This window comes from Serinicoccus sp. CNJ-927 (assembly GCF_001942435.1).
GTDB lineage: Bacteria > Actinomycetota > Actinomycetes > Actinomycetales > Dermatophilaceae > Ornithinicoccus > Ornithinicoccus marinus.
This window is the reverse complement of the sequence record NZ_MKKF01000002.1, coordinates 80,706-104,292: the sequence shown is the minus strand read 5'-3', so window position 1 is coordinate 104,292 and position 23,587 is coordinate 80,706. Positions and strand designations below refer to the sequence as shown.

The 23,587-nt window shown below is 73.6% G+C and carries 23 protein-coding genes and 4 pseudogenes; 13 read left to right on the top strand and 14 right to left on the bottom strand.

The window, feature by feature from the left end; all coding sequences use genetic code 11:
- Positions 1-1,105: integrase core domain-containing protein (locus tag BJF86_RS01025; RefSeq protein ID WP_237768023.1), on the top strand; the 1,105-nt coding region annotated here is incomplete at its 5' end.
- 37 nt (positions 1,106-1,142) lie between these two features.
- Positions 1,143-1,406, top strand: a pseudogene (locus BJF86_RS01020) (dihydropteroate synthase); the annotation flags it as partial.
- Between the two features lie 90 nt (positions 1,407-1,496).
- Here BJF86_RS01020 and htpX read toward each other — a convergent pair.
- Complete coding sequence (gene htpX / locus BJF86_RS01015) at positions 1,497-2,366, bottom strand: zinc metalloprotease HtpX (protein ID WP_075816607.1); 870 nt, start codon at positions 2,364-2,366, stop codon at positions 1,497-1,499.
- A gap of 75 nt (positions 2,367-2,441) precedes the next feature.
- Between htpX and BJF86_RS01010 the strand changes: the two genes are divergently transcribed.
- The gene (locus BJF86_RS01010) at positions 2,442-2,918 is read left to right on the top strand and encodes a nuclear transport factor 2 family protein (protein ID WP_083652620.1); all 477 of its coding nucleotides are present in this window, start codon (positions 2,442-2,444) and stop codon (positions 2,916-2,918) included.
- Between the two features lie 95 nt (positions 2,919-3,013).
- Here the strand turns inward: BJF86_RS01010 and BJF86_RS01005 are convergent, their stop codons facing one another.
- The 7 genes and pseudogenes from BJF86_RS01005 to nuoH form a co-directional block, all read right to left on the bottom strand.
- Positions 3,014-4,630 (bottom strand): proton-conducting transporter membrane subunit, encoded by a 1,617-nt coding sequence (locus tag BJF86_RS01005; protein ID WP_075816606.1) that lies wholly within the window; start codon positions 4,628-4,630, stop codon positions 3,014-3,016.
- A complete protein-coding gene (locus BJF86_RS01000; protein ID WP_237768022.1) occupies positions 4,627-6,234 on the bottom strand; it encodes a complex I subunit 4 family protein in 1,608 nt (535 codons plus the stop codon). The genes BJF86_RS01005 and BJF86_RS01000 overlap by 4 nt, the downstream gene beginning before the upstream one ends.
- A complete protein-coding gene (locus BJF86_RS00995; protein WP_237768021.1) occupies positions 6,231-8,252 on the bottom strand; it encodes an NADH-quinone oxidoreductase subunit L in 2,022 nt (673 codons plus the stop codon). The genes BJF86_RS01000 and BJF86_RS00995 overlap by 4 nt, the downstream gene beginning before the upstream one ends.
- Complete coding sequence (gene nuoK, locus BJF86_RS00990) at positions 8,245-8,577, bottom strand: NADH-quinone oxidoreductase subunit NuoK (RefSeq protein WP_075816605.1); 333 nt, start codon at positions 8,575-8,577, stop codon at positions 8,245-8,247. Before nuoK ends, BJF86_RS00995 begins: the two co-directional genes overlap by 8 nt.
- A complete protein-coding gene (locus BJF86_RS00985) occupies positions 8,574-9,134 on the bottom strand; it encodes an NADH-quinone oxidoreductase subunit J (RefSeq protein WP_075816604.1) in 561 nt (186 codons plus the stop codon). The genes nuoK and BJF86_RS00985 overlap by 4 nt, the downstream gene beginning before the upstream one ends.
- The gene (locus tag BJF86_RS00980; protein WP_075816603.1) at positions 9,131-9,598 is read right to left on the bottom strand and encodes a 4Fe-4S binding protein; all 468 of its coding nucleotides are present in this window, start codon (positions 9,596-9,598) and stop codon (positions 9,131-9,133) included. The genes BJF86_RS00985 and BJF86_RS00980 overlap by 4 nt, the downstream gene beginning before the upstream one ends.
- A pseudogene (gene nuoH / locus BJF86_RS00975) lies at positions 9,595-10,568 on the bottom strand (NADH-quinone oxidoreductase subunit NuoH). Before nuoH ends, BJF86_RS00980 begins: the two are co-directional and overlap by 4 nt.
- A gap of 191 nt (positions 10,569-10,759) precedes the next feature.
- Between nuoH and BJF86_RS00970 the strand changes: the two are divergent.
- From BJF86_RS00970 to BJF86_RS17215, 3 genes and pseudogenes are all read left to right on the top strand, one after another.
- Complete coding sequence (locus BJF86_RS00970) at positions 10,760-11,293, top strand: toxin-antitoxin system HicB family antitoxin (RefSeq protein ID WP_075816602.1); 534 nt, start codon at positions 10,760-10,762, stop codon at positions 11,291-11,293.
- 9 nt (positions 11,294-11,302) lie between these two features.
- Positions 11,303-12,145, top strand: a complete 843-nt coding sequence (locus BJF86_RS00965; protein WP_075816601.1) for a DUF4097 family beta strand repeat-containing protein — start codon at positions 11,303-11,305, stop codon at positions 12,143-12,145.
- Positions 12,146-12,163: 18 nt separating this feature from the next.
- Positions 12,164-12,517, top strand: a pseudogene (locus tag BJF86_RS17215) (GNAT family acetyltransferase); the annotation flags it as partial.
- Between the two features lie 113 nt (positions 12,518-12,630).
- Here BJF86_RS17215 and BJF86_RS17210 read toward each other — a convergent pair.
- From BJF86_RS17210 to BJF86_RS00935, 5 genes and pseudogenes are all read right to left on the bottom strand, one after another.
- Entirely contained in the window at positions 12,631-13,059 is a 429-nt protein-coding gene (locus tag BJF86_RS17210) for an NADH-quinone oxidoreductase subunit C (protein ID WP_143553619.1), read from the bottom strand.
- Positions 13,060-13,460: 401 nt separating this feature from the next.
- Positions 13,461-13,925, bottom strand: a pseudogene (locus BJF86_RS00950) (NADH-quinone oxidoreductase subunit B); the annotation flags it as partial.
- A 40-nt stretch (positions 13,926-13,965) separates the two neighbouring features.
- Positions 13,966-14,322, bottom strand: coding sequence for an NADH-quinone oxidoreductase subunit A (locus BJF86_RS00945; RefSeq protein ID WP_075816600.1), 357 nt, complete (start codon positions 14,320-14,322; stop codon positions 13,966-13,968).
- A 10-nt stretch (positions 14,323-14,332) separates the two neighbouring features.
- The gene (locus tag BJF86_RS00940) at positions 14,333-15,832 is read right to left on the bottom strand and encodes a serine hydrolase (protein ID WP_075816599.1); all 1,500 of its coding nucleotides are present in this window, start codon (positions 15,830-15,832) and stop codon (positions 14,333-14,335) included.
- A gap of 30 nt (positions 15,833-15,862) precedes the next feature.
- Positions 15,863-16,603 (bottom strand): fructosamine kinase family protein, encoded by a 741-nt coding sequence (locus tag BJF86_RS00935; RefSeq protein ID WP_075816615.1) that lies wholly within the window; start codon positions 16,601-16,603, stop codon positions 15,863-15,865.
- 42 nt (positions 16,604-16,645) lie between these two features.
- On the opposite strand from BJF86_RS00935, the gene BJF86_RS00930 reads away from it, so the two are divergent.
- Entirely contained in the window at positions 16,646-17,155 is a 510-nt protein-coding gene (locus BJF86_RS00930; RefSeq protein ID WP_075816598.1) for a low molecular weight protein-tyrosine-phosphatase, read from the top strand.
- A gap of 11 nt (positions 17,156-17,166) precedes the next feature.
- Here BJF86_RS00930 and BJF86_RS18490 read toward each other — a convergent pair whose 3' ends face one another.
- Complete coding sequence (locus BJF86_RS18490; protein WP_083652613.1) at positions 17,167-17,580, bottom strand: hypothetical protein; 414 nt, start codon at positions 17,578-17,580, stop codon at positions 17,167-17,169.
- A gap of 341 nt (positions 17,581-17,921) precedes the next feature.
- On the opposite strand from BJF86_RS18490, the gene BJF86_RS00920 reads away from it, so the two are divergent.
- The 6 genes from BJF86_RS00920 (at position 17,922) to rarD (ending at position 23,532) form a co-directional block, all read left to right on the top strand.
- Entirely contained in the window at positions 17,922-18,869 is a 948-nt protein-coding gene (locus tag BJF86_RS00920) for a lipid II:glycine glycyltransferase FemX (RefSeq protein WP_202817291.1), read from the top strand.
- Positions 18,866-19,015, top strand: coding sequence for a hypothetical protein (locus BJF86_RS18235; protein WP_202817227.1), 150 nt, complete (start codon positions 18,866-18,868; stop codon positions 19,013-19,015). Before BJF86_RS00920 ends, BJF86_RS18235 begins: the two co-directional genes overlap by 4 nt.
- Positions 19,016-19,051: 36 nt before the next feature.
- Positions 19,052-19,372, top strand: a complete 321-nt coding sequence (locus tag BJF86_RS00915) for a TraR/DksA family transcriptional regulator (RefSeq protein WP_075816596.1) — start codon at positions 19,052-19,054, stop codon at positions 19,370-19,372.
- A gap of 73 nt (positions 19,373-19,445) precedes the next feature.
- On the top strand, positions 19,446-21,341 hold the full coding sequence (locus tag BJF86_RS00910) for a 2-oxoacid:acceptor oxidoreductase subunit alpha (RefSeq protein ID WP_075816595.1): 1,896 nt from the start codon (positions 19,446-19,448) through the stop codon (positions 21,339-21,341).
- Entirely contained in the window at positions 21,338-22,543 is a 1,206-nt protein-coding gene (locus BJF86_RS00905) for a 2-oxoacid:ferredoxin oxidoreductase subunit beta (protein ID WP_075816594.1), read from the top strand. Before BJF86_RS00910 ends, BJF86_RS00905 begins: the two co-directional genes overlap by 4 nt.
- Positions 22,540-23,532 carry an EamA family transporter RarD gene (gene rarD, locus BJF86_RS00900; RefSeq protein WP_075816593.1) on the top strand — a complete coding sequence of 331 codons (993 nt, stop codon included), beginning with the start codon at positions 22,540-22,542 and terminating at the stop codon, positions 23,530-23,532. The genes BJF86_RS00905 and rarD overlap by 4 nt, the downstream gene beginning before the upstream one ends.
- Positions 23,533-23,587 lie beyond the last annotated feature (55 nt).

Genomic DNA, 23,587 nt, shown 5'->3' with positions numbered 1-23,587 from the left:
GGGGGCTGGACTGATGCCCATGGCCCCCGTTCCGGCCCGCGTCGACGCGGCCACCAAGACTGTCCTGCTGAACGCTCTCGAGCACGCCCTGGCACAGGGGTGGCCGCTGGTCAAGGCCTGCGCCGTCCTCGGCTTGGAGGAGCGCCGCGCCCGCCGGTGGACCCGCCGCAAGGACACCGGGACCACGCTGGTCGATGCCCGCCCCGGTGCGTCGCTGAACGCGCTGACCCCGGCGGAGATCGAGGCGATCGTGTCCGCGTTCGAGACGTTCGGGGTGAAGGACTTCTCCCACCGGCGCCTGGCCCACCGCGGCTCCTACGAGGACCTGTTCTGGGCCTCCCCGTCCACGGTCCGACGCGTCCTGAACGATCACGACCTGCGGTTTCGTCACCCGCCACGCCCGCCACGGGGTGAACGACGGCCGTTCCCGGACTGGGCCACGTACACCCCGAACTCGATCTGGATCTACGACAGCACCCACTTCCCGCGAGCCGGGATGGCCGTGCTCATCATCGAGGACCTCGTCTCGCGCAAGTGGCTCACCCACGTCGTCTCCGCGCAGGAAACACACACCCAGGTCCGCCTCGCCTTCGAGCAGGCCCTGGACGCCGAGGGGCTCCTGGAGGCGGCGCTGGACCGGGCCGAGGCCCTGGACCGGGCACTGGGTCTGGACGGAGAGGACGAGGCGACCCCGATCCTGCTCGCGGTCAGCGACAACGGCTCGCAGATGATCGCCGGCCACACCCGCAAGTTCATGGCCATGGTCGCGATCGCTCAGCACTTCGGCCGGCCCTCCACCCCGACCGACCAGGCCTGGATCGAATCCCTCAACGGCACCCTCAAGGCCGAGTGGCCCCACCTGAACGTCATCACCGACCCCGCCGTGCTGCGCGCCGAGCTCGAGGTCGTCCGGGCGGAGTACAACGGCTCCCGGTTGCACTCCGGCATCGGCTACGTCACGCCCCTGGACGAGCACACCGGCCGCGGCGAGGCCATCCGCACCGCCCGCCGGCAGGGCCTGGCCCAGGCCGCCCGGCAGCGACTTGCCTACCACCGAGACCAGAGGAAGAATCAACCCAATCCAGAAGACCCGGATGTGGTTTGATCCGACCGCCCGAAGCGGACATTAACGCTGAAACACCTCACTCACGACGCTGCGGCACACCGCCGACGTCGCGGCCCTGGGCTACCCGGTGCTGCAGGCGCTGTCGCGCAAGGACTTCGTCGGCGAGACCCTCGACCTGGAGGCCGACGACCGGCTGGAGGGGACGCTCGCGGCCACCGCCGTCGCCGCCTGGCTGGGCACCACGGTCTTCCGCGCCCACGACGTGCGAGCCACCCGGCGGGCGGTCGACATGGTGGCGAGCATCCGCGGCGACCGTCCCCCGGCCCGCGCCGTCAGGGGCGAGCCCGGCCGGCACCGAGCACCGGCGGGCGCGGGCATACCTGACCGGTGCGGGGCTCCGGCGCCTGAGCACGCCCGGCTAGGGGGCGGGTCAGAGACGCTCGATGCCCGGCTGACCGGACTGGGCCATCTGCTCCAGGCGGGCGATCCGCTGACCCATCGGCGGGTGCGTGGCGAACATCTTGGTGACGTCGCGGGCCCGGAACGGATTGGCGATCATCATGTGGCTGGCGTTGACGACCTGCCGCTCGGGCGCGAGCGGCGCCTGCTGCGTCCCGGCCTCGAGCTTGCGCAGCGCGGAGGCGAGCGCGAGCGGGTCACCGGTGAGCTGGGCGCCGTCCTCGTCGGCGTCGTACTCCCGGGTGCGGCTGATGGCGAGCTGCACGACGGTCGCGGCGAAGGGAGCGAGCAGCGCCATCGCGAGCATGGCCAGCGGGTTGCCACCGTTGTCGCGGCTGCCGCCGAAGAAGAAGGCGAGCTGCGCCACCGAGGTGATGACACCGGCGATGCCGGCCGCGACCGAGCTGGTGAGGATGTCGCGGTTGTAGACGTGCATGAGCTCGTGCCCGAGGACACCGCGCAGCTCGCGCTCGTCGAGCAGGTGCAGGATGCCCTCGGTGCAGCAGACCGCGGAGTTCTGCGGGTTGCGCCCGGTCGCGAAGGCGTTGGGCGCGGCGGTCGGGCTGACGTAGAGCCGGGGCATGGGCTTGCCCGCCTGCTGGGACAGCTCCTCGACGATGCGGTACATCTGCGGCTGCTGCTCCCGGGTGACCGGCTGGGCCCGCATGGCGCGGATCGCCAGCTTGTCCGAGTTCCAGTAGCTGTAGAACGTCGTCACGAGACCGAACAGGGCGAAGATCCAGATCCAGCTGCCGCCGAGGAGCGCACCCATCCCCAGGAAGATGGCCCAGATGGCGCCGAAGAGGAAGGTCGTCTTCAGCCCGTTGTAGTGCTTGTGCATGTCAGGTCAACGACCGGGCGTCGTGCCGGTGTTCCCGAGGTATTCCCTGTCGGTCCGCGCAGGCAGGATGGAACGATGACTCACACCCACGACCTCGAGGCACGTCTCGCACGGCTCGAAGGGCTGCAGGAGGTCCGGCGCCTCGTCGCGGACTACAGCCACGGCGCAGACAAGCGCGACCTCGACCTCTTCCTCTCCGTGTGGCACGAGGACGCCGTCTGGGACGTCGGCAGCGCCAGGTTCACCGGGCGGGACCAGATCGGCGCCGCCATCCAGCGGCAGTGGGAGACCCAGCCCTTCATGGCGCACTGGACGGCCAACCTCTCGGTGGATCTGACGGCGGGCAGCACGCGGGCCGTGGCTCGGGTCGACACCGACACCCTGACCCAGCTCGCGTCCGGTGAGTGGCTGCAGTCGGCCGGGACCTACGACGACGTGCTCCAGCTTCTCGACGGGCGCTGGGGCTTCGTCGAGCGCCGCGCGACGCTGCACACCAGCCTTGCCCTGACGGCCCGCCCCGCTGATCTCGAGCAGCCACGCCGGCCTGGGTGACCGGGGACGTACCCAGTGGCCCACTTCGGTCGGCATACCAGGCCTGATCGGGCGCACCACTGGGCCACTCGGTGCACCGGGGCAGGCCCCGGAGATCAGACGATGCCGATCGGGGCGATGCTGCCGACCACGAGGGCGGCGGTGAGCAGACCGACGAGCACCCACAGCCGGACCGGGACATCGGGGCCGGGCGCCCCGCCCGTCTGCTGCGCCGCAGGCTCGTCCCCGCTCTGCTGCGCCTCCGGCTCGTCCCCGGTCTCGTCGCCCGGCGCGCTCCCCCGGCTCGCCCGCGCGCGGACAGGCCGGCGGGCCGACCGGCCCCCCTGGGCGGCGAGCACGACCAGCCAGCGCAGGTAGACCGTGATGCCGAGGGCGATGTTGACCGCCGCGACGACCGCCAGCCACCACGTCTCGTCGCCCAGGACCGGGCGCAGCGCCACCACCTTGGCGATGAGACCCGCGATCGCCGGTGGCAGGCCGGCCAGCGCCAGCAGGGCCAGCCCGAGCGGCACCGCGAGCAGCGGCCGGTCCCGGAGGAGACCGCGGTGCAGCTGGAGCGTCGTGGACCCCGCTGCGGGCGACGCGCCCTGCGTCCCGTCGGAGGCGCTGTCCCGGACCAGTCCGGCGACGGCTGCCACGACCACGAAGGCCAGCAGCGTGGCCGTGAGGTAGACCACGAGGTAGGACCCTGCGGCGCTGGCGGCCCGCGCCGACAGCGAGGCCAGCGGCAGCAGCACCCAGCCGGCTTGTGCCACGGTGGACCAGGCGAGCAGCCGCACCGCGTCCTGCTGCACCAGCGCCACGAGGTTGCCCACCGTCATCGACGCCGCCGCCAGCAGCGCGATCGCGACCAGGGTGGTCCCCTCGACCTCACCGAGCGCACGGACCACGACCACGAGACCGCCGAGGGCAGCCACCTTCGACACCGTGGCCAGGTAGGCCGTCACCGGCAGCGGCGCCGCGGCATACGTGATCGGCGTCCACGCGTGGAAGGGCACGGCGGACACCTTGAACGCCAGGCCTGCCACGAGCAGCACCGCGGCCAGCACGAGCAGCTCGGGGTGCGGCGCCGAGGGTATGCCGGTGAAGCGGGTGCTGCCGGTCGCCGCGGCCCAGAAGGCCGCACCCAGCGCGAGCAGCCCGAACGAGACCAGCGAGGTCGTCAGCAGCGCGACCGCGCCGTCCACGGCCCGCGCGCGACGGGGCGCCGCCCAGGTGGTGCGCACGAGCGCCACGAGCACGACCGTGGGCAGCGTGGCCAGCTCGAGGGAGACCAGCAGCGAGCCGAGGTCGCCCGCCGCGGGCACCGCGACCACCCCGGCGGTCGCTGCCAGCAGCAGCGCGAGCACCACGGGCGCACGACCCGTCGGCTCCGGCCCGCCGTCGCGGCCCGGCGCCGACCAGTCGGGCCAGGCCAGCACCAGGACGACCAGTGCGGCCAGCAGCGCCGCCAGCTGGAGCGCAGAGACGAGGTCATCGGCGGCGTAGGCGCACCAGCCGTCCGGCAGGCACAGCGCTCCGCGGCGGTCCCCGGGAGGGAGCAGGAGGCCGGGCACCGCCGCAGCCGCACCGGCCAGCAGGCCGGCGCCGCCGAGGTAGAGGTGCGGTGTCCGCCGTGCCGGGAGCGTCACGTCCAGCACGAGCACCAGCACCGCGGCCACCACGGGCGCGAGCACCGGCAGCAGCGCCAGCAGGTCGAGCTGCAACGTCATCGCGCGAGCACCCCCTCGACGAAGGGCGCCGTCACCGACAGCAGCACCGTCGGCAGCAGGCCGAGCAGCAGCACCAGCACGCCCAGCAGGCGCAGGGCGGTCCGCTCGGTCCGGACGGCGTCGGGGATGCGCGGCTCGACCCGGTCGCCGAACCACACCTCGCGCAGCACCCGGACGGTGTAGGCGACGGCCAGCGCACCACCGACCGCGCCGACCACCGCGAAGGCCCGGAACCAGCCCTCCGGCCGGTCCGGCGCCGGCGACCACGCCGCCAGCAGACCGCCGATCTCACCCCAGAAGACCGCCAGCCCGGGCAGCCCGCTGGAGGCCGCCATACCGACCATCAGCGCCAGCCCGAGGTGCGGCGTGACCTCGCGCAGCGCGGCGTGCCGGAGGGTCAGGTCCGCGCTGCCCCACCGGTGCTTGAGCCCGCCGACGACGACGAAGAGCAGGGCCGAGACCAGGCCGTGCGCGACGTTGCCGAAGAGCGCCGCCTGCAGCCCGGCCTGCGTCCCGGAGGCGATCCCGAGGACGACGAAGCCCAGGTGCGCCACCGAGGACCAGGCGATGAGCCGTTTGAGGTCGCGCTCGACGAGACAGATGAGCGAGGCCCAGACGATGCCGGCGACCGCGAGCCCGGCCAGCAGCGGCGACCAGGCGGCGAAGCCCTCGGGCACCACCGGCACGACCAGCCGCACCATGCCGTAGGTGCCGAGCTTGAGCAGGACCGCCGCGAGGAGCACCGAGCCGGCGGTGGGGGCCGTGGCGTGCACCCACGGCAGCCAGGTGTGCAGCGGGAAGACGGGGACCTTGAGCGCGAGCCCCACGAGCAGAGTTGCGGCGATCGCGAGCTGCGAGCCGCGACCCAGGGTGGCGCCCCCCTGCGCCGCCCACACCTGGAGGTCGGTGGTGCCCAGCGCCGTGGCGAGCGCGAGGATGCCGAGCAGCACCAGCGAGGAGCCGACGACGGTCACCAGCAGGAAGCGCAGCGCGGCGCCGTCCCGGTCGCTCCCGGGGTCGCCGTGCCGGGCCACCAGCAACCACATGGGCACGAGCACCAGCTCGAAGCCGACGAAGAAGAGCAGGGCGTCCCCGGCGAGGAACGCCAGCAGCGCCCCCAGGAGCACCAGCAGCAGGCAGGCGTGGTAGCTCGCCAGGCCCGGCACGTCGACCCCGCGCACCACCGGGATGGGCGAGGTGGGGTCGCTGTCCTCGAGGTCGACCGCGACAGTGCGGGCCTCCCGGGCCGGGTGCAGGTGGAGCGCCGTGGCCACGACGCCCACCACCGCCGTCAGCAGCAGCAGCGGCACGGACAGCCCGTCCGGCCGGAGGGTGAACCACACGCCGAGGCTCGGGATCCAGCTCACCTCGACGACGGGGCGGTCCAGCGCGACCCCGGCCACGCCGAGGGCGCTGACCAGCGCCGCCGCCACCGAGCTGCGGTGCACCGCGCGATGCCCGGGCTGCTCGGGCCAGCGGCCCACCACGAGCAGCATCACGGCGGCGAGGAGGAGCGGGGCGAGCGCGAGGGCATACCACCAGGCGCCCAGGTCGGGCACCAGGGCGAGGACGTCGTCCCGCACCCGGCTCAGCGTCCCGGTCACGCCGTCACCACCCCGATCGCCGCCAGCAGCAGCATCCCGGCCAGCACCAGCGCCAGGCCCGCCGTCGCCCGCCGCGGGCTGGTGAGGTCACCGACCCGGCCGAGCGGTCGCGCGCCGGCCCCCAGGCCCCGGACCCAGGCGTCGAGGACCTGGTCGTCGAACCACGCGACGCCCCGCGCCAGGGCGAGCACCGGCATGGCGACGAGCACGCGGTAGGCGGCGTCGGCGTGCAGGCCGCGCTCGGCGGCGAGGCTGGCCGCGCCCGGTATGCGTGCTGCCGCGTCGCGGGTGCGCACGCCCCCCGCCGCGAGCCGGACGAGCAGCGCGCTCACCAGCATGAGCAGCAGCGTCGCCGCGGTGAGCTGCAGGTCGAGCGCGACCTGCGGCCCCCAGACCGGCAGCAGCGCGACCAGCCCGCCGAGCAGGGTCATGATCATGAGGAAGGAAGTGCCCATGCGGGCGGAGGAGCTGATCGCCGCCTCGGCCCGCTCCACCCCCTCGGCCTCCTGCAGCACCTGCGGCTCGTCGAAGAAGTCGTCGATTCGCTGCACCGGGCCGGGGTGGTAGGTCTGCGCCAGGCCCTGCACCGCCGTCGGTCGGCTCAGCACCAGCCAGGCGCGCATGCAGTAGGCCGCCGTGAGCGGCGCGCTCGCCCCGACCGAGGCCAGGACAAGCACGGAGACCAGACCTCCGGCCGCACCCGGGCTCGTGCCGGCCTCCGCGGTGCCGAGAATGAGCTCCTTGGAGAAGAAGCCGACGAAAGGCGGCACCCCGGCGAGGGCGAGCAGGCCCCAGCCGAACCGGTGCCGCAGGACCCGGTAGCGCCGGGCACCGGAGGCGACCAGGGCCATGGCGGTGCCGCCGACCAGGACGCCCAGCCAGCCGGTGGTGAGGAAGAGCAACGCCTTGAACCACGCGTGCGCGACGAGGTGCTGCAGCGCCGCGTCCGGGCCGGTGGCCGGGGTGGCGGCCGCGAGCACGGCGAGCATGAGCGCGACCTGGCTGACGGTGGACCAGGCCAGGAGCCGTTTGAGATCGCCCTGCGCGAAGGCGAGGACGGCGGCGCCGATCATGGTCACGCACGCCAGCACCGCGAGCAGCATGCGCGCGGGGCCGGAGAGGACGAGCAGCCCGAAGAGCTGGGTCAGCACCACGGTGCCGGCGGCCACCATCGTCGCCGCGTGGATGAGCGCGGAGGCCGGCGTCGGTCCCTCCATGGCGTCCGGCAGCCAGTCCTGGAAGGGGAAGAGCGCCGACTTGCCGGCGACGCCGAGGACAAGCAGGCACAGCGCCGCCGTGAGCGTGGGCGAGGTGGCGACCTCGGCCCAGTGCTGCACCACCTCGGTCGTGCGGGTGGTCCCGGCACCGGCGGCGAGCACGACCAGGCCGAGGACGAAGCCGATGTCGGCCGTGCGGGTCACCAGCAGCGCCTTGCTCGCGGCGCGCGCCGAGGCCGAGCGCGTCGACTGGTGCCCGATGAGCAGGTAGGAGCACCAGCCCATCACCTCCCAGCCCACGAGCGTCAGCAGCAGGTCGTCGGAGTGGACGAGCAGCAGCATTGCCGCCGTGAAGAGCGACACGGTCGCCGCGAACGGTCGGTAGCGGGGGTCGTACCAGAGGTACCACCGGGCATACCCCTGGACGACGAGGGCCACGGCGGCGACCGTCGCCGCGACCAGCGCCGTCGGCCACGTCACCAGGAGGCGCAGCGGCGCCTCGAGGTCACCGAGCCGCAGCGCTCCGATCGTCCCGACGTCGCGCTGCGCGCCCTCGATCCGGGTGAGCGTGTAGAGCTGCCACGTCGTCGCCACGACGGCCACGAAGGAGCCGCCGACCCCGACCCAGGCGGCGAGCCGGTTGGAGCGTCCGGTCAGCCCGAGCCCGGCGAGCGCGGCGAGCAGCGTCGCCAGGACCGCCCAGTGCGCGGGCGAACCCCAGAGGTCCGGCATCGGCAGCTCCGGCAGCGGTATGTCGGGCAGCTGCAGCTCGGACCAGGGCAGGTCGGGCAGCTCAGGCACGCTCCCCCACCTCCCCGGGGTCGGGACCGTCGAGCTGCGCGTGCAGGTCGACGTGCCCGCGGGCGCGGAAGAGCGCGAGCAGGACCGCGAGCGCGACCACCACCTCGGCCGCCGCGATCGTGATGACGAAGAGGGTCAGCACCGCGGCTCCCGGGTCGCCCGCCGCGCCGGTCTGGGCGACCGTCACCAGCAGCAGGCCCGCCGCGCCGAGCAGCAGCTCGACCCCGACGAGCACGAGGACGGCGTGCCGCCGGGCGAGGATGCCGTAGGCCCCGAGGCCGGCGAGGAGGGCGACGAGCAGGTAGGGCAGCGCGGGGCGGATCACGCGTCCTCCCCCCGCACGGCCTCGACCTCGGGCGGCGCGTCCGGCCGCTGGCTGGGGTCGTCCTGGCCGCCGACCGGGGCGCGGGCCACCGCCACCGCCGCGACCAGTGCCGTGAGCAGCAGGACCGAGAGCAGCTCGAACGGCCAGACGTCGGTGCCGAAGATCGTGGCGGCCACCGCCTCGTTGCCGGCACCGTCGACCGGCACGCTGCCCCACCCGAAGGCGGAGAGCAACGCCCCGCCGAGCACGACCGTCGTGCCGCCGCCGACCAGCCCCGCGGCCACCCGCTGCGGCACCGACGTCACGACCGGCACGCCGCCGGAGCGGGTGAGCATGAGGGCGAAGAGCACGAGCACGACGACGGCACCGACGTAGACCAGCAGCTGGACCAGGGCGACCAGCTCGGCCCCCAGCACGAGGTAGCACCCGGCCAGGCCGCCGAGCGTCACCACGAGCCACAGGGCGGCGTGCAGCACCTGCCGCGAGGACACCGCCAGCAGGGCGGCGCCGGCGGTCACCAGCCCGACGGCGCAGAAGAGGACGTCCAGACCGCTCACGGCCCGTCCTCCGCAGCGGGCAGCGCGCTGTCGGGCACCGTGTCCATGAAGGTGCCGAGCCGCTCCTTGTCGTGCAGCAGGTTGCGGATGTCGCCTTCGGCGTAGGCGAAGTCCGGCGCCCAGAAGAGGGCGTCGAAGGGGCATACCTCGATGCAGATGCCGCAGTACATGCACAGCGAGAAGTCGATGTCGAAGCGGTCGAGCACGTTGTGCGAGCGCTCGCGACCCCCCTCGGTCTCCGCGGGCAGGGTCTGCTTGTGCGAGTCGATCGTGATGCACCAGTCCGGGCACTCGCGGGCGCAGAGCATGCACGACGTGCAGTTGTCCTCGAGCAGCGCGATGACGCCGCGGCTGCGCTCGGGCAGCTCGGGCTCGGTATGCGGGTACTGCGCCGTGTGCGCGCGCCGGGCCGCGGTGCGCCCGGTCGTCGCCAGCCCCCGCAGCAGACCCGTGACGCCCCTCATGCGAGGACCACCACGCCGACGCCGGTGATCGCCAGCTGCAGGAGCGCGAGCGGCAGCAGCACGAGCCAGGCCAGGCGCTGCAGCTGGTCCTCGCGCACCCGCGGCCAGGCGACGCGCAGCCAGAGGACGAGGACCGCGACCCCCGTCGCCTTGAGCAGCGTCCACAGGCGCCGACGGCGCCGATGTCGCCCCAGGGTCCGCGCCACCCGCCGAGGAAGAGCACGGTGAACAGCAGTGCCATGACGACGATGCCGGCATACTCGGCGAGCAGGAAGAAGGCGAAGCGCAGCCCGGTGTACTCGGTCAGCGGGCCGAAGACGATCTCGGAGTCGGCGACCGGCGCGTCGAACGGGGTGCGCTGCAGCTCGGCGACGCTCGCGGCGAGGAAGACCACGGCGGCCGGCAGCTGCCAGGCGATCCACCACCAGGACCACTCCTGGACGATCCCGGTGAGGGAGAGGGTCCCGGCGGCCATGGCCACGCTGGCCGCCGCCAGCACCAGCGGCAGCTCGTAGGACACCAGCTGCGCGCCGGCGCGCAGGCCCCCGAGCAGGGAGTACTTGTTGCCCGAGCCCCACCCGGCCATGAGCGTGCCGATGACGCCGACGCTGGTCACCGCCAGCACGAGGAGCAGGCTGGCGGGGACGTCGACGGCGACCCAGGTGGCGGCGAGCGGGATCGCGGCGAGCGCCACGAGGTAGGGGATGAGGGCCACCGCGGGCGCCAGCCGGAAGACGGGACGGTCCGCGGCCGCGGGCACGACGTCCTCCTTCTGGGCGAACTTGATGCCGTCGGCCACGAGCTGGCCGATGCCGTGCGGACCGGCCTCCATCGGCCCGAGCCGTCCCTGCATGTGGCCCATGAGCTTGTGCTCGAGCTGGCCGACCGCCAGGGGCAGCACGAGGAAGGCCGCCAGCACGCAGGCGGCCTTCAGCCCGGCCTCGAGGGCCCACGGGAGTTCGGCGAGCATCGCGCTCACCCTAACGACTGGCACCCACGACCTGCGGGAGCCGCACCGCAGGGCTGACCGCCCCGTACGTGCAGACCGACCGCGGGGTCTGCGCGCAGAGTGCGCGGGGTGGTTGACGCAGCACGCGCGGGCGTCCGGGCATGACGTCAGATCGGTTGATGGTGACGTCATAGTGATGTCACTATGCCGTCATGGATCTGTCGCCCTACCTCGAGGCCGTGTCCGGAGACCTGGCCCGCTCGACCGCGCTCGCCGACGAACCCACCCGCGAGGTGGTGCGGCGCCTCGTCCCCTCGATCGAGCCCGCGGTGCGGCTCGCACTGGTGCAGGCGCTCTCCGACGCCGCCGCCGCGATCACCGCCGAGCTGGACGACGCGGTCGTCACCCTCCGCATGGACGGCCGAGACCCCGCGCTGGAGGTCCGGCAGCTGCCCTCCCCCGCAGAGGCCGACGACCCGGAGCGCGGCGTCCGCGGCGCCGACGACGAAGAGGACGACGACGACAAGGGTCGTGGCACCGCGCGCCTCACCGTCCGGCTGCCCGAGACGCTGAAGCGTCGGGCCGAGGCCCGGGCCGAGCAGGCGGAGACCTCGCTCAACACCTGGGTCGTGCAGACGCTGCGCCGGGCGACCGACTCCCCCGTCCAGGGCGCCGCCGCAGACCTCGACGCCGCCATCCGCAGCAGCGCCACACCGACTCCCCGCCGGGTCACCGGCTGGGCCTGAGAGGACACCATGAGCACCACGGCACAGAGCACCAGCACCTACAGCTTCACCGAGGACGACCTCGTCCACGTGGAGGTCAAGAACCACCGCGGGGACATCGCCGTCGTCTTCGACGCATCGGAGGGGTCGGCCGAGATCACCCTGAGCTGCGCCCGCCCGGTGGACTTCGGCCCCGTGACGGCGGTCGCGCAACGAGGTCGGGTGCTCGTCGACGTGCCCGCGCTCGTCGACCCGGAGGGCCCGGGCCGGGGCTTCTCGGTGTCGATCGGCTCCTTCTCCTTCGGCACCGGCCACGAGGCGGTGCACGTCGAGGTGCACCTCCCCCCGAGGACCGAGCTGAAGACCAGCACGAAGAACGGCGACATCGTCCTCCAGGGCCTCGGCGGTGCGGCCACGGTCCGCTCCGGCTCGGGAGACCTGTCGCTCGAGGAGGTCGGCATGCTGAGCGCGTCGACCGGCTCCGGCGACGTCCGCATCGGCCAGCTCCGCGCCGGCTCGCTCACCACCGGGTCCGGCGACGTCGTGCTCGACGAGGCCACCGGGCCGGAGTCCCTGGAGGTGCGCTCGGGCAGCGGCGACCTGACCCTCGCCCGGACGGCGCAGGACACCACCCTCACGACCGGCAGCGGCGACGTCGACGTCGCGCACTCCCGGGGAGAGCTGTCGGTGCGCACCGGGACCGGCGACGTCCGGGTGCGGGTGCGCCGGGGCATACCCGTGTGGCTCGACCTGTCCAGCGGGCTCGGCCAGGTCCGGCGGGACGTCGAGGGCGTCGGCGCCCCGGGCGAGGACGAGGACTTCCTGCGCGTCGGCGTGCGCACCGGCACCGGGGACATCACGGTCCAGCACTGACCCGGGCACGATGGGGGTATGCAGATCCGCCCCCTCACCCTCGACCACGCCGATGCCGCGGCCCGCCTCTGGGAGCAGGGTGGTCTCACCCGACCCTGGAACGACCCGCGCGCCGACTTCAGGACCGCGGTGCAGGGACCGGCCTCCGCGGTGCTGGGGGCGCTGGAGACCGACACCCTGCTCGGCACGGTCATGGTGGGCCACGAGGGGCACCGCGGGTGGCTCTACTACCTGGCGGTCGACGCCGAGCGTCGCGGCGCCGGGGTCGGGCGGGCGCTGGTCGCGGCGGCGGAGCGGTGGATCGAGGACCAGGGCATCCCCAAGGTCATGCTCATGATCCGCGCGGAGAACGACGCTGTCCGGCGCTTCTACGCCGGGCTGGGCTACGTCGACCAGGAGGTCTCCGTGCTCGGTCGCTTCCTCGACGACGACCTGCAACGGCTGCGGCAGGCGCGGGGGGCGGGTAGGTCGCTTCGGGCGGCAGCTCAGTCCGGCCGCGGCCCCCAGGACGGGTCCGGCACCCCGGGCGGGAGCAGCCGCTTGCGTGGTCGCCGCGGCCGTGCCGCCGCTGACGCCGGTCCTGCCCCCTCGCCCGAGCCCTCCCCCGGCTCCTTGGCGCCCGGCCACGGCTTGGAGGCACGCGCCCCCAGCACGAAGTCCTTGCGCAGCGGGGTCCCCTCGAAGCCCTCCGGCAGCAGCAGCGGACGCAGCCCGAGGCCGGTGCCGTCCTCGAAGCCGGTGAAGCCGACCCCGAACATCTCGTGCGTCTCCCGCTCGTGCCACGCGGCGCCGGCGAAGAGGTCCGTGACCGAGGCGAGGGTCCCGCCCTCGGGAAGCCGGGTGCGCAGCAGCAGCCGCCGGAGCCCGCCGCGACCCGCGCCCCGGACGTCGAGGAGGTGCGCCAGGACCTCCACCCCGGCGCGAGCGGCGCCTCGGGGTCGGCACCGTCATCCGGCGCAGCCCCTGCCTCTCTGCCCTCGGAGCGCTCCGCGGCCTCGTCCTGCGCCACCTCGGCGTCGGTCTCGTCGACCGCGGACAGCCAGTCGAAGAAGGCATACCCCTCCTCGCGTGCGGCGCGCACCGCGTCGTACCACTCCTCCGGCGGCACGCGACGCTCCGTCACCGAGGGAGCGGCGTGCGCCGGGTCGCCGAGCGTCATGGACCCACCGTAGAGCGCGTCCTGCGGCGGTGCTCGCACCGACGACGCGGACTCAAGCCTGCTCCGGTGGGGCGACGAGGCGCGGGTGACCTCGGCCGCGGTGACCGGACGGTCGGCATACCGCCCGCCGTGGCGCGCCCGCGCCCGTCCCGGTGTCTCGGCGGCGATCTGCTCCTGCAGGGTGACGATGCCGTGCAGCAGCGCCTCCGGGCGCGGCGGGCAGCCGGGCACGTAGACGTCCACCGGGATGAGCTGGTCGACCCCCTTGGTCACCGAGTAGCTGTCCCAGTAGGGGCCGCCGGAGTTGGAGCACGCACCGAAGGAGATGACGTACTTCGGCTCGGGCATCTGGTCGTAGAGCCGCCGGATGACCGGCGCCATCTTGTCCGTCACGGTGCCCGAGACGACCATGAGGTCGGACTGTCGCGGCCCGGGGGCGAAGGGGATGACGCCCAGCCGGATGAAGTCGTGGCGCGCCATCGAGGCGCTGATGAACTCGATCGCGCAGCACGCGAGGCCGAAGTTGAAGACCCAGAGGGAGTACCTCCGGCCCCAGTTGAGGACGACCTGGACCGCGCGGGGCGCCTTCTCGACCGGCGCGCCGACGCGCGGCGTCGGCAGGCTGGTGGTCTGCCCGCTCCCGGGCCTGGGCTCGCTCACCTCACCACCACCGCAGCAACCCGCGCCGCCACACGTGCAGCAGTGCCACGACGAGGACGCCGATGAAGATCGCCATCTCGACCATGCTGGCGAGGCCGAGGTCGGTGCGGATCACCAGCGCCCAGGGGAAGAGGTAGACCGCGTCGACGGCGAAGACGACGTAGAGCAGGGCATACACGAGGTAGCGGACGCTGCCCTGCTCCCAGCCGCTGCCGACGGGGTCGACGCCGGACTCGTATGTCGTGACCTTGGCCGGGGTCGGGTCGCTCGGCGCCAGCAGCCGCCGGGCGCCGAAGGCGGTCGCGACCAGGGCCACGCCCAGGAGCGTGACCAGCACGACGACGAGGTAGTCGGACATCGCCGTCAGACTAGCCGGGACCCTGCGCCAGGTGCTGGAGGCCGGCCTTGACGATCGTGATCGCCCGGAGCTGGTCGACGGGCTCGCCGCTGGCGGTGAGGACGACGAGCACGACCCCCTCGGGCGGGAAGGCGTCGGGGTCGCCGTAGGGCTCGGAGGTCTCTAGATAGAACGAGAGCGCCAGCACGCCCGGCACGGAGCCGCCCTTGAAGGCCTGGTAGGCGACGCCCTCTGGCGGGGTGAGGCCGGGGTTGACGGCGAGGATGTCGCGCACCGGCCCGGCCTGCTCGGTCCTGGCCTGCAGCTGCAGCCGGGCGTGCAGCCCGCAGACCTCGGCGCCGGTGAGGAACCAGTCGGCCCCGCTCTCCCAGACGGGCTCGGTCACCGACCCCGGTGCGAGGTCCAGCTCCTCGGGCAGGTCGGCCAGGATCGCCTCCCGGCGCTCGGGGACCTGCGCCTCGGACCAGCGGTCCCGCACCTCGCTGTCCACCTGCCACCCGAGCTGGAAGAGCTGCCGGGTCGTGGGCACCGGCATGATGCGCGTCGGGTCGATCCCGGCGGTGAGGGCGCTCTCGCGCAGGGCGCGCTGGCCGACGGCCTCGATGAGCAGGTCGGTGGCGGTGTTGTCGCTGATCGAGATCATCAGCTCGGCGGCCTCGCGAACGGTGACCGTCGATCCGTCCTCACGGTCCTGCAGGACGCCGGAGGGCAGGCTCTTCACCTCCGGGATGATCGTCAGCTCGTCCTCCCAGGCGAGCTCCCCCTCGATGACGGCATCGGCCACCGCCGCGAGCACCAGCAGCTTGACGACCGAGCCGGTGGGGTAGGCGGCGTCAGCGGGGTCGAGGCCGGCGGTGGTGTGCTTGACCTCGCAGTCGCCGTTGCCGACGTAGCCGACCACCACCTGGCTCACCCCGCCGAGTTCGGCCAGGGCGGTGTCGAGGTCGGCCCACGAGTCGATCTCGGGCGGCTCGCCGGAGGTGTCCGGCTGGAAGAGCAGGGTGCTGATCCGCCCCTCGTCGTCGAGCCCGAGGGTCATGACGAGCGGCTGCTCGGCGGCGTGCAGGGTCAGCGTCGCGGTGCGCCCGACGCCGTCGCTCTGCCCGGACGCGGTGACGGTGTAGGGGGCCGCGCCGCGCAGCCCGGCGAAGATCGCACCGAGCTGGAGCACCGAGGCCTGCTCCAGGAAGGTCGGCGCGAAGCGCTGCACCGACTCCTCGGCGGCCGGCCCACGGGCACCCTCCTCCAGCAGCCCCAGGACCCACTCGGTCTGCTCCAGGAGCTCCGCGTCGGCGATGCCCTCCGCCGGGTCGACCGGCTCGGCGGCCTGCCTGGCGAGGGCGGGGTCAGGCGGGGACGTCGAGGTGGCGGCGGGCTCCGGCGGCGCAGCGGTCTGCACGACGAGCGGCGGGGTGGTCCTCGCAGCCATGTCGTCGTCGTACTCCCGGGTGCAGGATGCTGTGGGCACGAGGAGGGCGCCCGCGAGCACGGCACCGAGCGTCCGCCGCATCACGCACCTCCCTGGTCGCCTGCTCCTATCTCAGCACGCCGCCGCGCGCAGCGCCTCGGCGGCCTGCACGGCATACCCACCGCCGAAGAGGAGGACGTGCACGAGGAGCGGGACGGTCTGGAACACCGGAACCCGCTGTTCCCACCCGTCGGCCAGCGGCAGGTCCTCGGCGTAGGCCGCGAAAACTCGCCCACTGAAGCCGCCGAAGAGCTGCATCATCGCCAGGTCGACCTCCCGGTGGGCGTGGTGGGCGCAGGGGTCGATGAGCCAGCTGTGGCCGCGCCGGTCGACCAGCCGGTTGCCCGCCCACAGGTCGCCGTGCACGAGGGTGGGCGGTTCGACCGGGCCCAGGTGCGCGGCGCTGAGCCGCTCCGCGTCCGCGAGGCTGCTGGGGTCGAACTGCCCACGCTCCACGCACTCCCGTGCCAGCGGGACCACCCGGCGCTCGAGCCAGGACTCGGCGAAGGTGTCGGACGGGGTGAGGTCCACCGGGCAGTCGCCGAGGTAGGCCCTGGGCTCGCCGTCGAGCGCGCCGTAGCGCTCACCCGTGGTCCGGTGCAGCGCGGCCAGCTCGCGCCCGAAGGCCTCCTCCGAGGCGGCGGTGCGGTGACCGCCCGCCTCGACCCGGTCGATCGTGATGCCCTCGTCGGACACCTCCCGCACGGCGGGCACCCGCGCCCCCGCGGCGGCGAGCGCCCGCAGCCCCATCGCCTCGCGGTCGAAGAACAGCGGCGGCGCCCCGGCGCGGGTCTTGGTGAAGGTCTCGCTCATCACCCCACCCTCGCAGGCCAGGGCCGGTGAGAGAGTGAGGGCATGCACCTCATGACCGTCTGCCTGGGCAACATCTGCCGCTCCCCTGCCGCCGAGGCGGTCCTGACCGCCCGGCTCGAGGAGGCCGGGCTCGACGACGTCACCGTCAGCTCCGCCGGGACCGCGGACTACCACGTCGGTGAGCGCCCGCACCCGCAGTCGAGCGCCGAGGGCGAGAGCCGGGGGTATGCCTTCACCAGCCGCGGCGCGCAGTTCGACGCCGCCGACTTCGACACCGCCGACCTCGTCCTGGCGATGGACTCCTCCAACGAGGAGGACCTGCTCGCGCTCGCGCGGACTCCCGAGGACGCGGCCAAGGTCGCGCGGCTCGGGGCCTTCGCGAGCGACGTGGAGGAGACAGGGGTCCGCGACGTCCCGGATCCGTGGGGCCAGTCCCGCGAGGCCTTCGTCGCGATGTACGACCAGGTCGAGGATGCCGTCGCCGGGCTGGTCGCCGCGATCGAGCAGGGCCGGGTCGAGGAGGCCCTCGCCGCCTATCGCGCCGCCCGCTGACGACCTCGGCCTCAGGTGTCCAGACCGACCTCGCGCCGCATCCACGCGACGGTGCCTGCCGCGAGATCACGATCCAGCGCGGCAGGTGACCGGGGGATCAGCGTCGGGCGGCCGCGCAGGTGCTGCCACCCGTCCGGCCCGACGTAGGACCCCGGCGGCAGCGGCTGGGGCAGCGCGAGCAGGACGGCGGCCGCGCCCTGGGTCGCGGTCATCGCCAGCGGCCTGCTGGCGGCCGTGACCGCGCGGTCGAGCAGCGCGCTGCCGCTGGCGTTCTGCAGGTTGGTGACCACCCAGCCCGGGTGCGCGAGCTGCAGGTCGGTGCCGGAGGGCATGCGGGAGCCGAGGTCGAGGCCCCACAGCATCGCGGTGAGCTTGGCGCGGGAGTAGGCCCGGGGCAGGGTCCACCGGGTCCGACGGGAGTGCATGTCGTCCAGGTCGATCGACCAGCCGCACCGGGTCCGGCCCGGTGGCGCGGGTCTCGCGGAGCAGCCGCCGCCGGACCACCTCGCCCTTGCCCCGGGTGCGGACCGGCAGGACCAGCCGGGCGCCCCACCGCGCCAGGTGCAGCGCCACCTCGCGGCCGATGCCGTCGCTCGCCCCGGTCACCACCACCGTGCGTCCACCCAGGTCAGGGGCCGTGAGGTGCTCCCACCCCAGCACCGTCGCAGGACCCTCGTCCACCACCGATCCGGACATGCCGGTCAGTGTGCCAGCGGCCCGGCTCGGCCTGGCCGGACGGCCTCGCTCCGAGGGCTACCCTGTCGGCATGACGGTGACCCTGGAACCCGCCGACGACCGCGCCTCCTTCACGGCCGCCGTGGCCGAGATGCCGATCACCAGCCCGCTCCAGGGCTGGGGCTACGGCGAGGCGCGCAAGGAGCTCGGCCAGGAGCCGGTACGCTACCTCGTCCGACGCGGCGGCCAGGTCGTGGGCGCGCTCCAGCTGCTGCGCAAGCGGCTCGTCCCCGGCGTCAGCACCCTGTATGCCCCGCGCGGCCCGGCCCTGACCGACCTCGACCTGCTGCCCGACGTGGCCGCGGCCGTCAAGCACGTCGCCCGCCGCACCGACCACTACCTCACCATCGAGCCGCCGCACCCGATCTTCGCCGGCCACAGCGCCACCCAGGAGGATCTCGCGCAGGAGCAGGCACGCATCCCGGACCGGCACGGGCCCTTCCGCCGCGCGAAGACCGAGCAGCCCGAGCACACGATCCTCATCGACACCACCCCCGACCCGGACACGATCTTCGCCGGGCTGCACAAGATGGCCCGGCGCAACGTCCGCACCGCGGATCGGATGGGGGTCGAGGCCGGACGCGACGACAGCTTCGAGGACTTCTGGGAGATCTTCACCGCGACCAACGAGCGCTCCAGCCTGGGCGCCTTCCCGCGCCCCTACTACGAGGCGCTGCGGCGGGAGGCCGACCAGGACGGCGGTGAGGCATACCTCGTGCTCTCCCGGCACGAGGGGCGCGCCCTGGCCGGCGGCTTCTTCATCGCGCTCGGCGACACCACCTGCTACCTCTACGGCGGCTCGGTGCGCGACGACCGGCCCCCGCTGGAGGGCGAGAAGCGCAAGGACGCCAAGCGCCCGACGCCTTCTACTGGGCCTCGATCAAGGACGCGCACGAGCACGGCTACGCCACCCTCGACCTGTGGGGCATTCCCCGGCTGCTGGACGAGAGCAAGCACTCCTTCGGCGTCTACAAGATGAAGCTCAAGTTCGGCGCGGACCGCTACTGGTTCCCCGCCTACGACCTGCCGCTCAGCCCGCTCAGCCCCGCGCTGCGGCACGCGCTGCGGTTGCGTCGCTCCTACCTCAACTACCGCAGCTTCGGCACCACCGACGACGTGCTCTGAGCCCGTCGCCGGTCGGCCGCGTGCGATGCTGGGCCGATGCACGAGCAGACGCGGGCGCAGCTGGAGGCCAAGGAGGCCGAGCTGGTCGCCCAGATGGACCAGCTGGCCGCCCCGGTGCAGGACCAGGGCAGCATATCCTTCGGCAAGCGGGTCGGGGACGGCACGGCGATGGCTGTCGACCGGCTCACCGCGGTCACCGCGCACGACAACCTGCAGGCGCTGCTGACCCAGGTGCGCGCCGCGCTCGCGGCGCTCGACGACGGCAGCTACGGCCGGTGCATCGTCTGCGGCGAGCCCATCCCGGAGGGCCGGCTGCAGGCCCGCCCCTGGGCGACCACCTGCGTCCGGCACGGCTGAGCGCGCTGGGCACTGCGCCGTCCCCGACGGCGTCCAGACCAGCGTTTAGGGGAGAGTAGCCTTGTCTATTGACATGTCTTCTACTCCCCTCCACCAGCTCGAGCGGGTCGTCATCCGCTTCGCCGGGGACTCCGGCGACGGGATGCAGCTCACCGGCGACCGCTTCACCTCCGACACCGCGGCCCTGGGCAACGACCTGTCGACGCTGCCGAACTTCCCCGCGGAGATCCGCGCGCCCCAGGGCACGCTGCCGGGGGTCAGCTCCTTCCAGGTGCACTTCGCCGACCACGAGATCGCCACGCCGGGCGACGCCCCGGACGTGCTGGTCGCGATGAACCCGGCCGCGCTGAAGGCCAACCTTCCGGACCTGCCGCGCGGGGCCACGGTCATCGCCAACTCCGACGAGTTCAGCAGGCGCAACCTCGCCAAGGTGGGGTATGCCGCGAGCCCCCTGGACGACGACTCCCTCACCGACGCCGGCTATCACGTGCACGCGCTGCCGCTCACCTCGATGACGGTCGAGGCACTCGCCGATGTCGAGGGTCTCACCCGCAAGGAGAAGGAGCGGGCCAAGAACATGCTGGCCCTGGGCCTGCTCTCCTGGCTCTACTCCCGCGACACCGAGTCCACCGAGGCCTTCCTGCGCGCGAAGTTCTCCGGCGCCCCGGAGATTCTCGACGCCAACCTCACGGCGCTGCGGACCGGGCACGCCTACGGCGAGACGACGGAGGACTTCGCGGTCCGCTACCAGGTGGCGCCCGCCCCCATGACGCCCGGCACCTACCGGACCATCACCGGCAACCAGGCGCTGGCGCTCGGGCTCGTGTCGTCGGCATACCGGACCGGGCTCCCGCTGGTCCTGGGGTCCTACCCCATCACCCCGGCCTCCGACGTCCTGCACCAGCTGTCCGCGCTCAAGGCGCACGGCGTCACCACGCTGCAGGCCGAGGACGAGATCGCGGCCGTCGGCATGGCGCTCGGGGCCAGCTTCGGCGGTTCGCTGGGGGTCACGACCACCTCCGGCCCGGGCCTGGCCCTCAAGAGCGAGACGATCGGGCTCGCGGTGGCGACCGAGCTGCCGCTGCTCGTCATCGACATCCAGCGCGGCGGCCCCTCGACCGGGCTGCCGACCAAGACCGAGCAGGCCGACCTGCTCCAGGCCCTGCACGGGCGCAACGGCGAGTCGCCCGTCGCGGTCGTCGCGGCGCAGTCGCCGACCGACTGCTTCGACGCCGCGCTCGAGGCGGTGCGGATCGCCACGACCTACCGCACCCCGGTGATCCTGCTCTCCGACGGCTACCTCGGCAACGGCTCCGAGCCCTGGCAGATCCCCACCGCCGCGGACCTGCCCGACCTGACCGTCCGGCACACCACCGAGCCGAACGCCACGGACGACGCGGGCGAGCCGGTCTTCCACCCCTACCTGCGCGACCCCGAGACCCTGGCCCGGCCGTGGGCGGTCCCGGGCACGCCCGGCCTGGAGCACCGGATCGGCGGCATCGAGAAGGCCGACGTCACCGGCAACATCTCCTACGACCCGGCCAACCACGACCGGATGGTCCGGCTGCGGGCCGACAAGATCGCGAGGATCGCCGACTCCCTGCCCCCGCTGGAGGTCGACGACCCCAGCGGCGAGGCCCGGGTGCTCGTGCTCGGCTGGGGCTCGACCTACGGCCCCATCGCCGCTGCCACGCGCCTGGTCCGCGCGACCGGGGCCAAGATCGCCCGCGCCCACCTGCGCCACCTCAACCCGCTGCCCGCCGACCTCGGCGACGTCCTGCGCCGCTACGACCGGGTCGTGCTGCCGGAGATGAACCTCGGTCAGCTCGCGCTGCTGCTGCGGGGGCGCTACCTCGTCGACGTGCGCAGCCACACCGCCGTCCGGGGGCTGCCGTTCACCGCCGGTGAGCTCGCGCAGGTGATCCACGAGAACCTCATGGAGGTCCAGGGACAGGAGGTGCGCGCATGAGCATCGACCTCGGTATGCCGACCGCCGGGACCGCGGGGGTGCCCACCCTCGACGCGGGCGAGCGGCAGACGAAGAAGGACTTCACCTCCGACCAGGAGGTGCGCTGGTGCCCCGGCTGCGGCGACTACGCCGTGCTCGCGGCCGTGCAGGGCTTCCTGCCCGACCTCGGGCTGCGCCGGGAGAACATCGTCTTCGTCTCCGGCATCGGCTGCTCCAGCCGGTTCCCCTACTACCTCGACACCTACGGCATGCACTCCATCCACGGACGTGCCCCCGCCATCGCGACCGGGCTCGCGACCGCGCGGGAGGACCTGTCGGTCTGGGTCGTGACCGGGGACGGTGACGCGCTGTCCATCGGCGGCAACCACCTCATCCACGCGATGCGACGCAACGTCAACCTCACGATCCTGCTGTTCAACAACAAGATCTACGGGCTGACCAAGGGGCAGTACTCCCCCACCTCGGACGTCGGCGCCGTGACCAAGTCGACGCCCGCCGGGTCGGTGGACCACCCCTTCAACCCGGTCTCGCTCGCGCTCGGCTCGGAGGCGACCTTCGTGGCCCGCACGATGGACTCCGACCGGGCGCACCTCACCGAGGTGCTGCGGGCCGCGGCGGCGCACCGCGGCACCTCGCTGGTGGAGATCTACCAGAACTGCCCGATCTTCAACGACGGCGCCTTCCAGCTGCTCAAGGACCGCGACGAGGCCACCGGCCGGGTGGCTCACCTGCGCGCCGGTGAGCCGGTGCGGATCGGTGCCGAGGGCAGCGAGGAGGCGAGGGTCGTCGCGCGGGACCCGGGCGGGCACCTGCACGTGGTGCCCGAGGCCGCGGTGCCGGACGGGCATACCGTCGTCGTGCACGACCCCACCGACCCGGACCCGACGCCCGCCTTCGCCCTCTCCCGGCTCGACGACCCGAGCATGCAGACGGTGCCGATGGGCATCTTCCGGCAGGTCGACCGGCCGACCTACGACGACGGGGTGCGCGAGCAGGTGGCGTCGGCGACCGCGGGGAGCGCACGCGACGAGGGCTCGCTCGACACCCTGCTGCGCGGCCGCGACACCTGGACGGTGGACGGCACCCGCCCCGGGGAGGTCGAGCAGACGCTGGAGGGCGAGACCACCGAGGGGCCGATCCCGGCCGCCGGTGAGGCGCTCGCCGACGAGGCCGACGAGGTCTTCGAGGGCCCCCAGGAGTGACCGACGAGCAGGCCGTGCGCCAGCAGCGCGGCACGGCATACGGCTTCCTCGCCTATCTCCTCTGGGGCATCTTCCCGCTCTACTTCGCGACCCTCCGCCCGGCCGGGCCGTGGGAGATCGTCGCCCACCGCATCGTGTGGACGCTCGTGCTCTGCGGGCTCATCCTGCTCGTCCGGCGCGACCTGCGGTGGATGGTCGCGCTGGCACGCACCCCGAGGCGGCTGCTCGGCGTCGCGCTGGCCGGTGGGCTGATCGCCACGAACTGGGGCATCTACACGTATGCCGTGCTCTCCGGGCACGTCACCGAGGCCGCCCTCGGCTACTTCCTCAACCCGCTCGTGACGGTCGCGCTCGGGGTGGTGATCCTGCGGGAGCGGCTGCGCCGGCTGCAGTGGATCGCCGTGGGCATCGGCGTCGTCGCCGCGGTCTACCTGACGATCGACTACGGCTCGCCGCCGTGGATCAGCCTCGCGCTGGCGTGCTCGTTCGCCCTCTACAGCCTGCTGAAGAACCGGCTCGGGGTCTCGCTGAGCGCGCTACGCTCCCTCGTGGGCGAGACGTTGGCCATCCTCCCGGTCGCGGTGGTCATCCTGCTCTGGCTCGCCCGGGAGGACGCGACCACGTGGGGCGGCCACGGCGCGGTGCACACCGGTCTGCTCATGACGACCGGGGTCGCCACCGCGGTGCCCCTGCTGCTCTTCGCGGCCGCCGCGAGCCGGGTGCCGCTCTCCACCGTCGGTCTGCTGCAGTTCCTCACCCCGTTCCTGCAGCTGCTGTGCGGGGTGCTCCTGCTCGGGGAGACCGTCCCGGCGTCGCGCTGGGTGGGCTTCGCGCTGGTCTGGCTCGCCCTCGTCGTGCTGTCCACCGACATGGTGCGGCAGGTGCGGCGGGCCCGGCGCGAGCGGCGCGCGAGCCGCCAGGCCGGACGAGGGCGGCCGAGCACCGAGACCGACCCCGAGCCGGACCTCACCGACCCGGCCCCGCTCTGACCGAGCGCCGCCTGTGGTGGCCTGACCCCCACCGAGCGCCGCCTGTGGTTGCCTG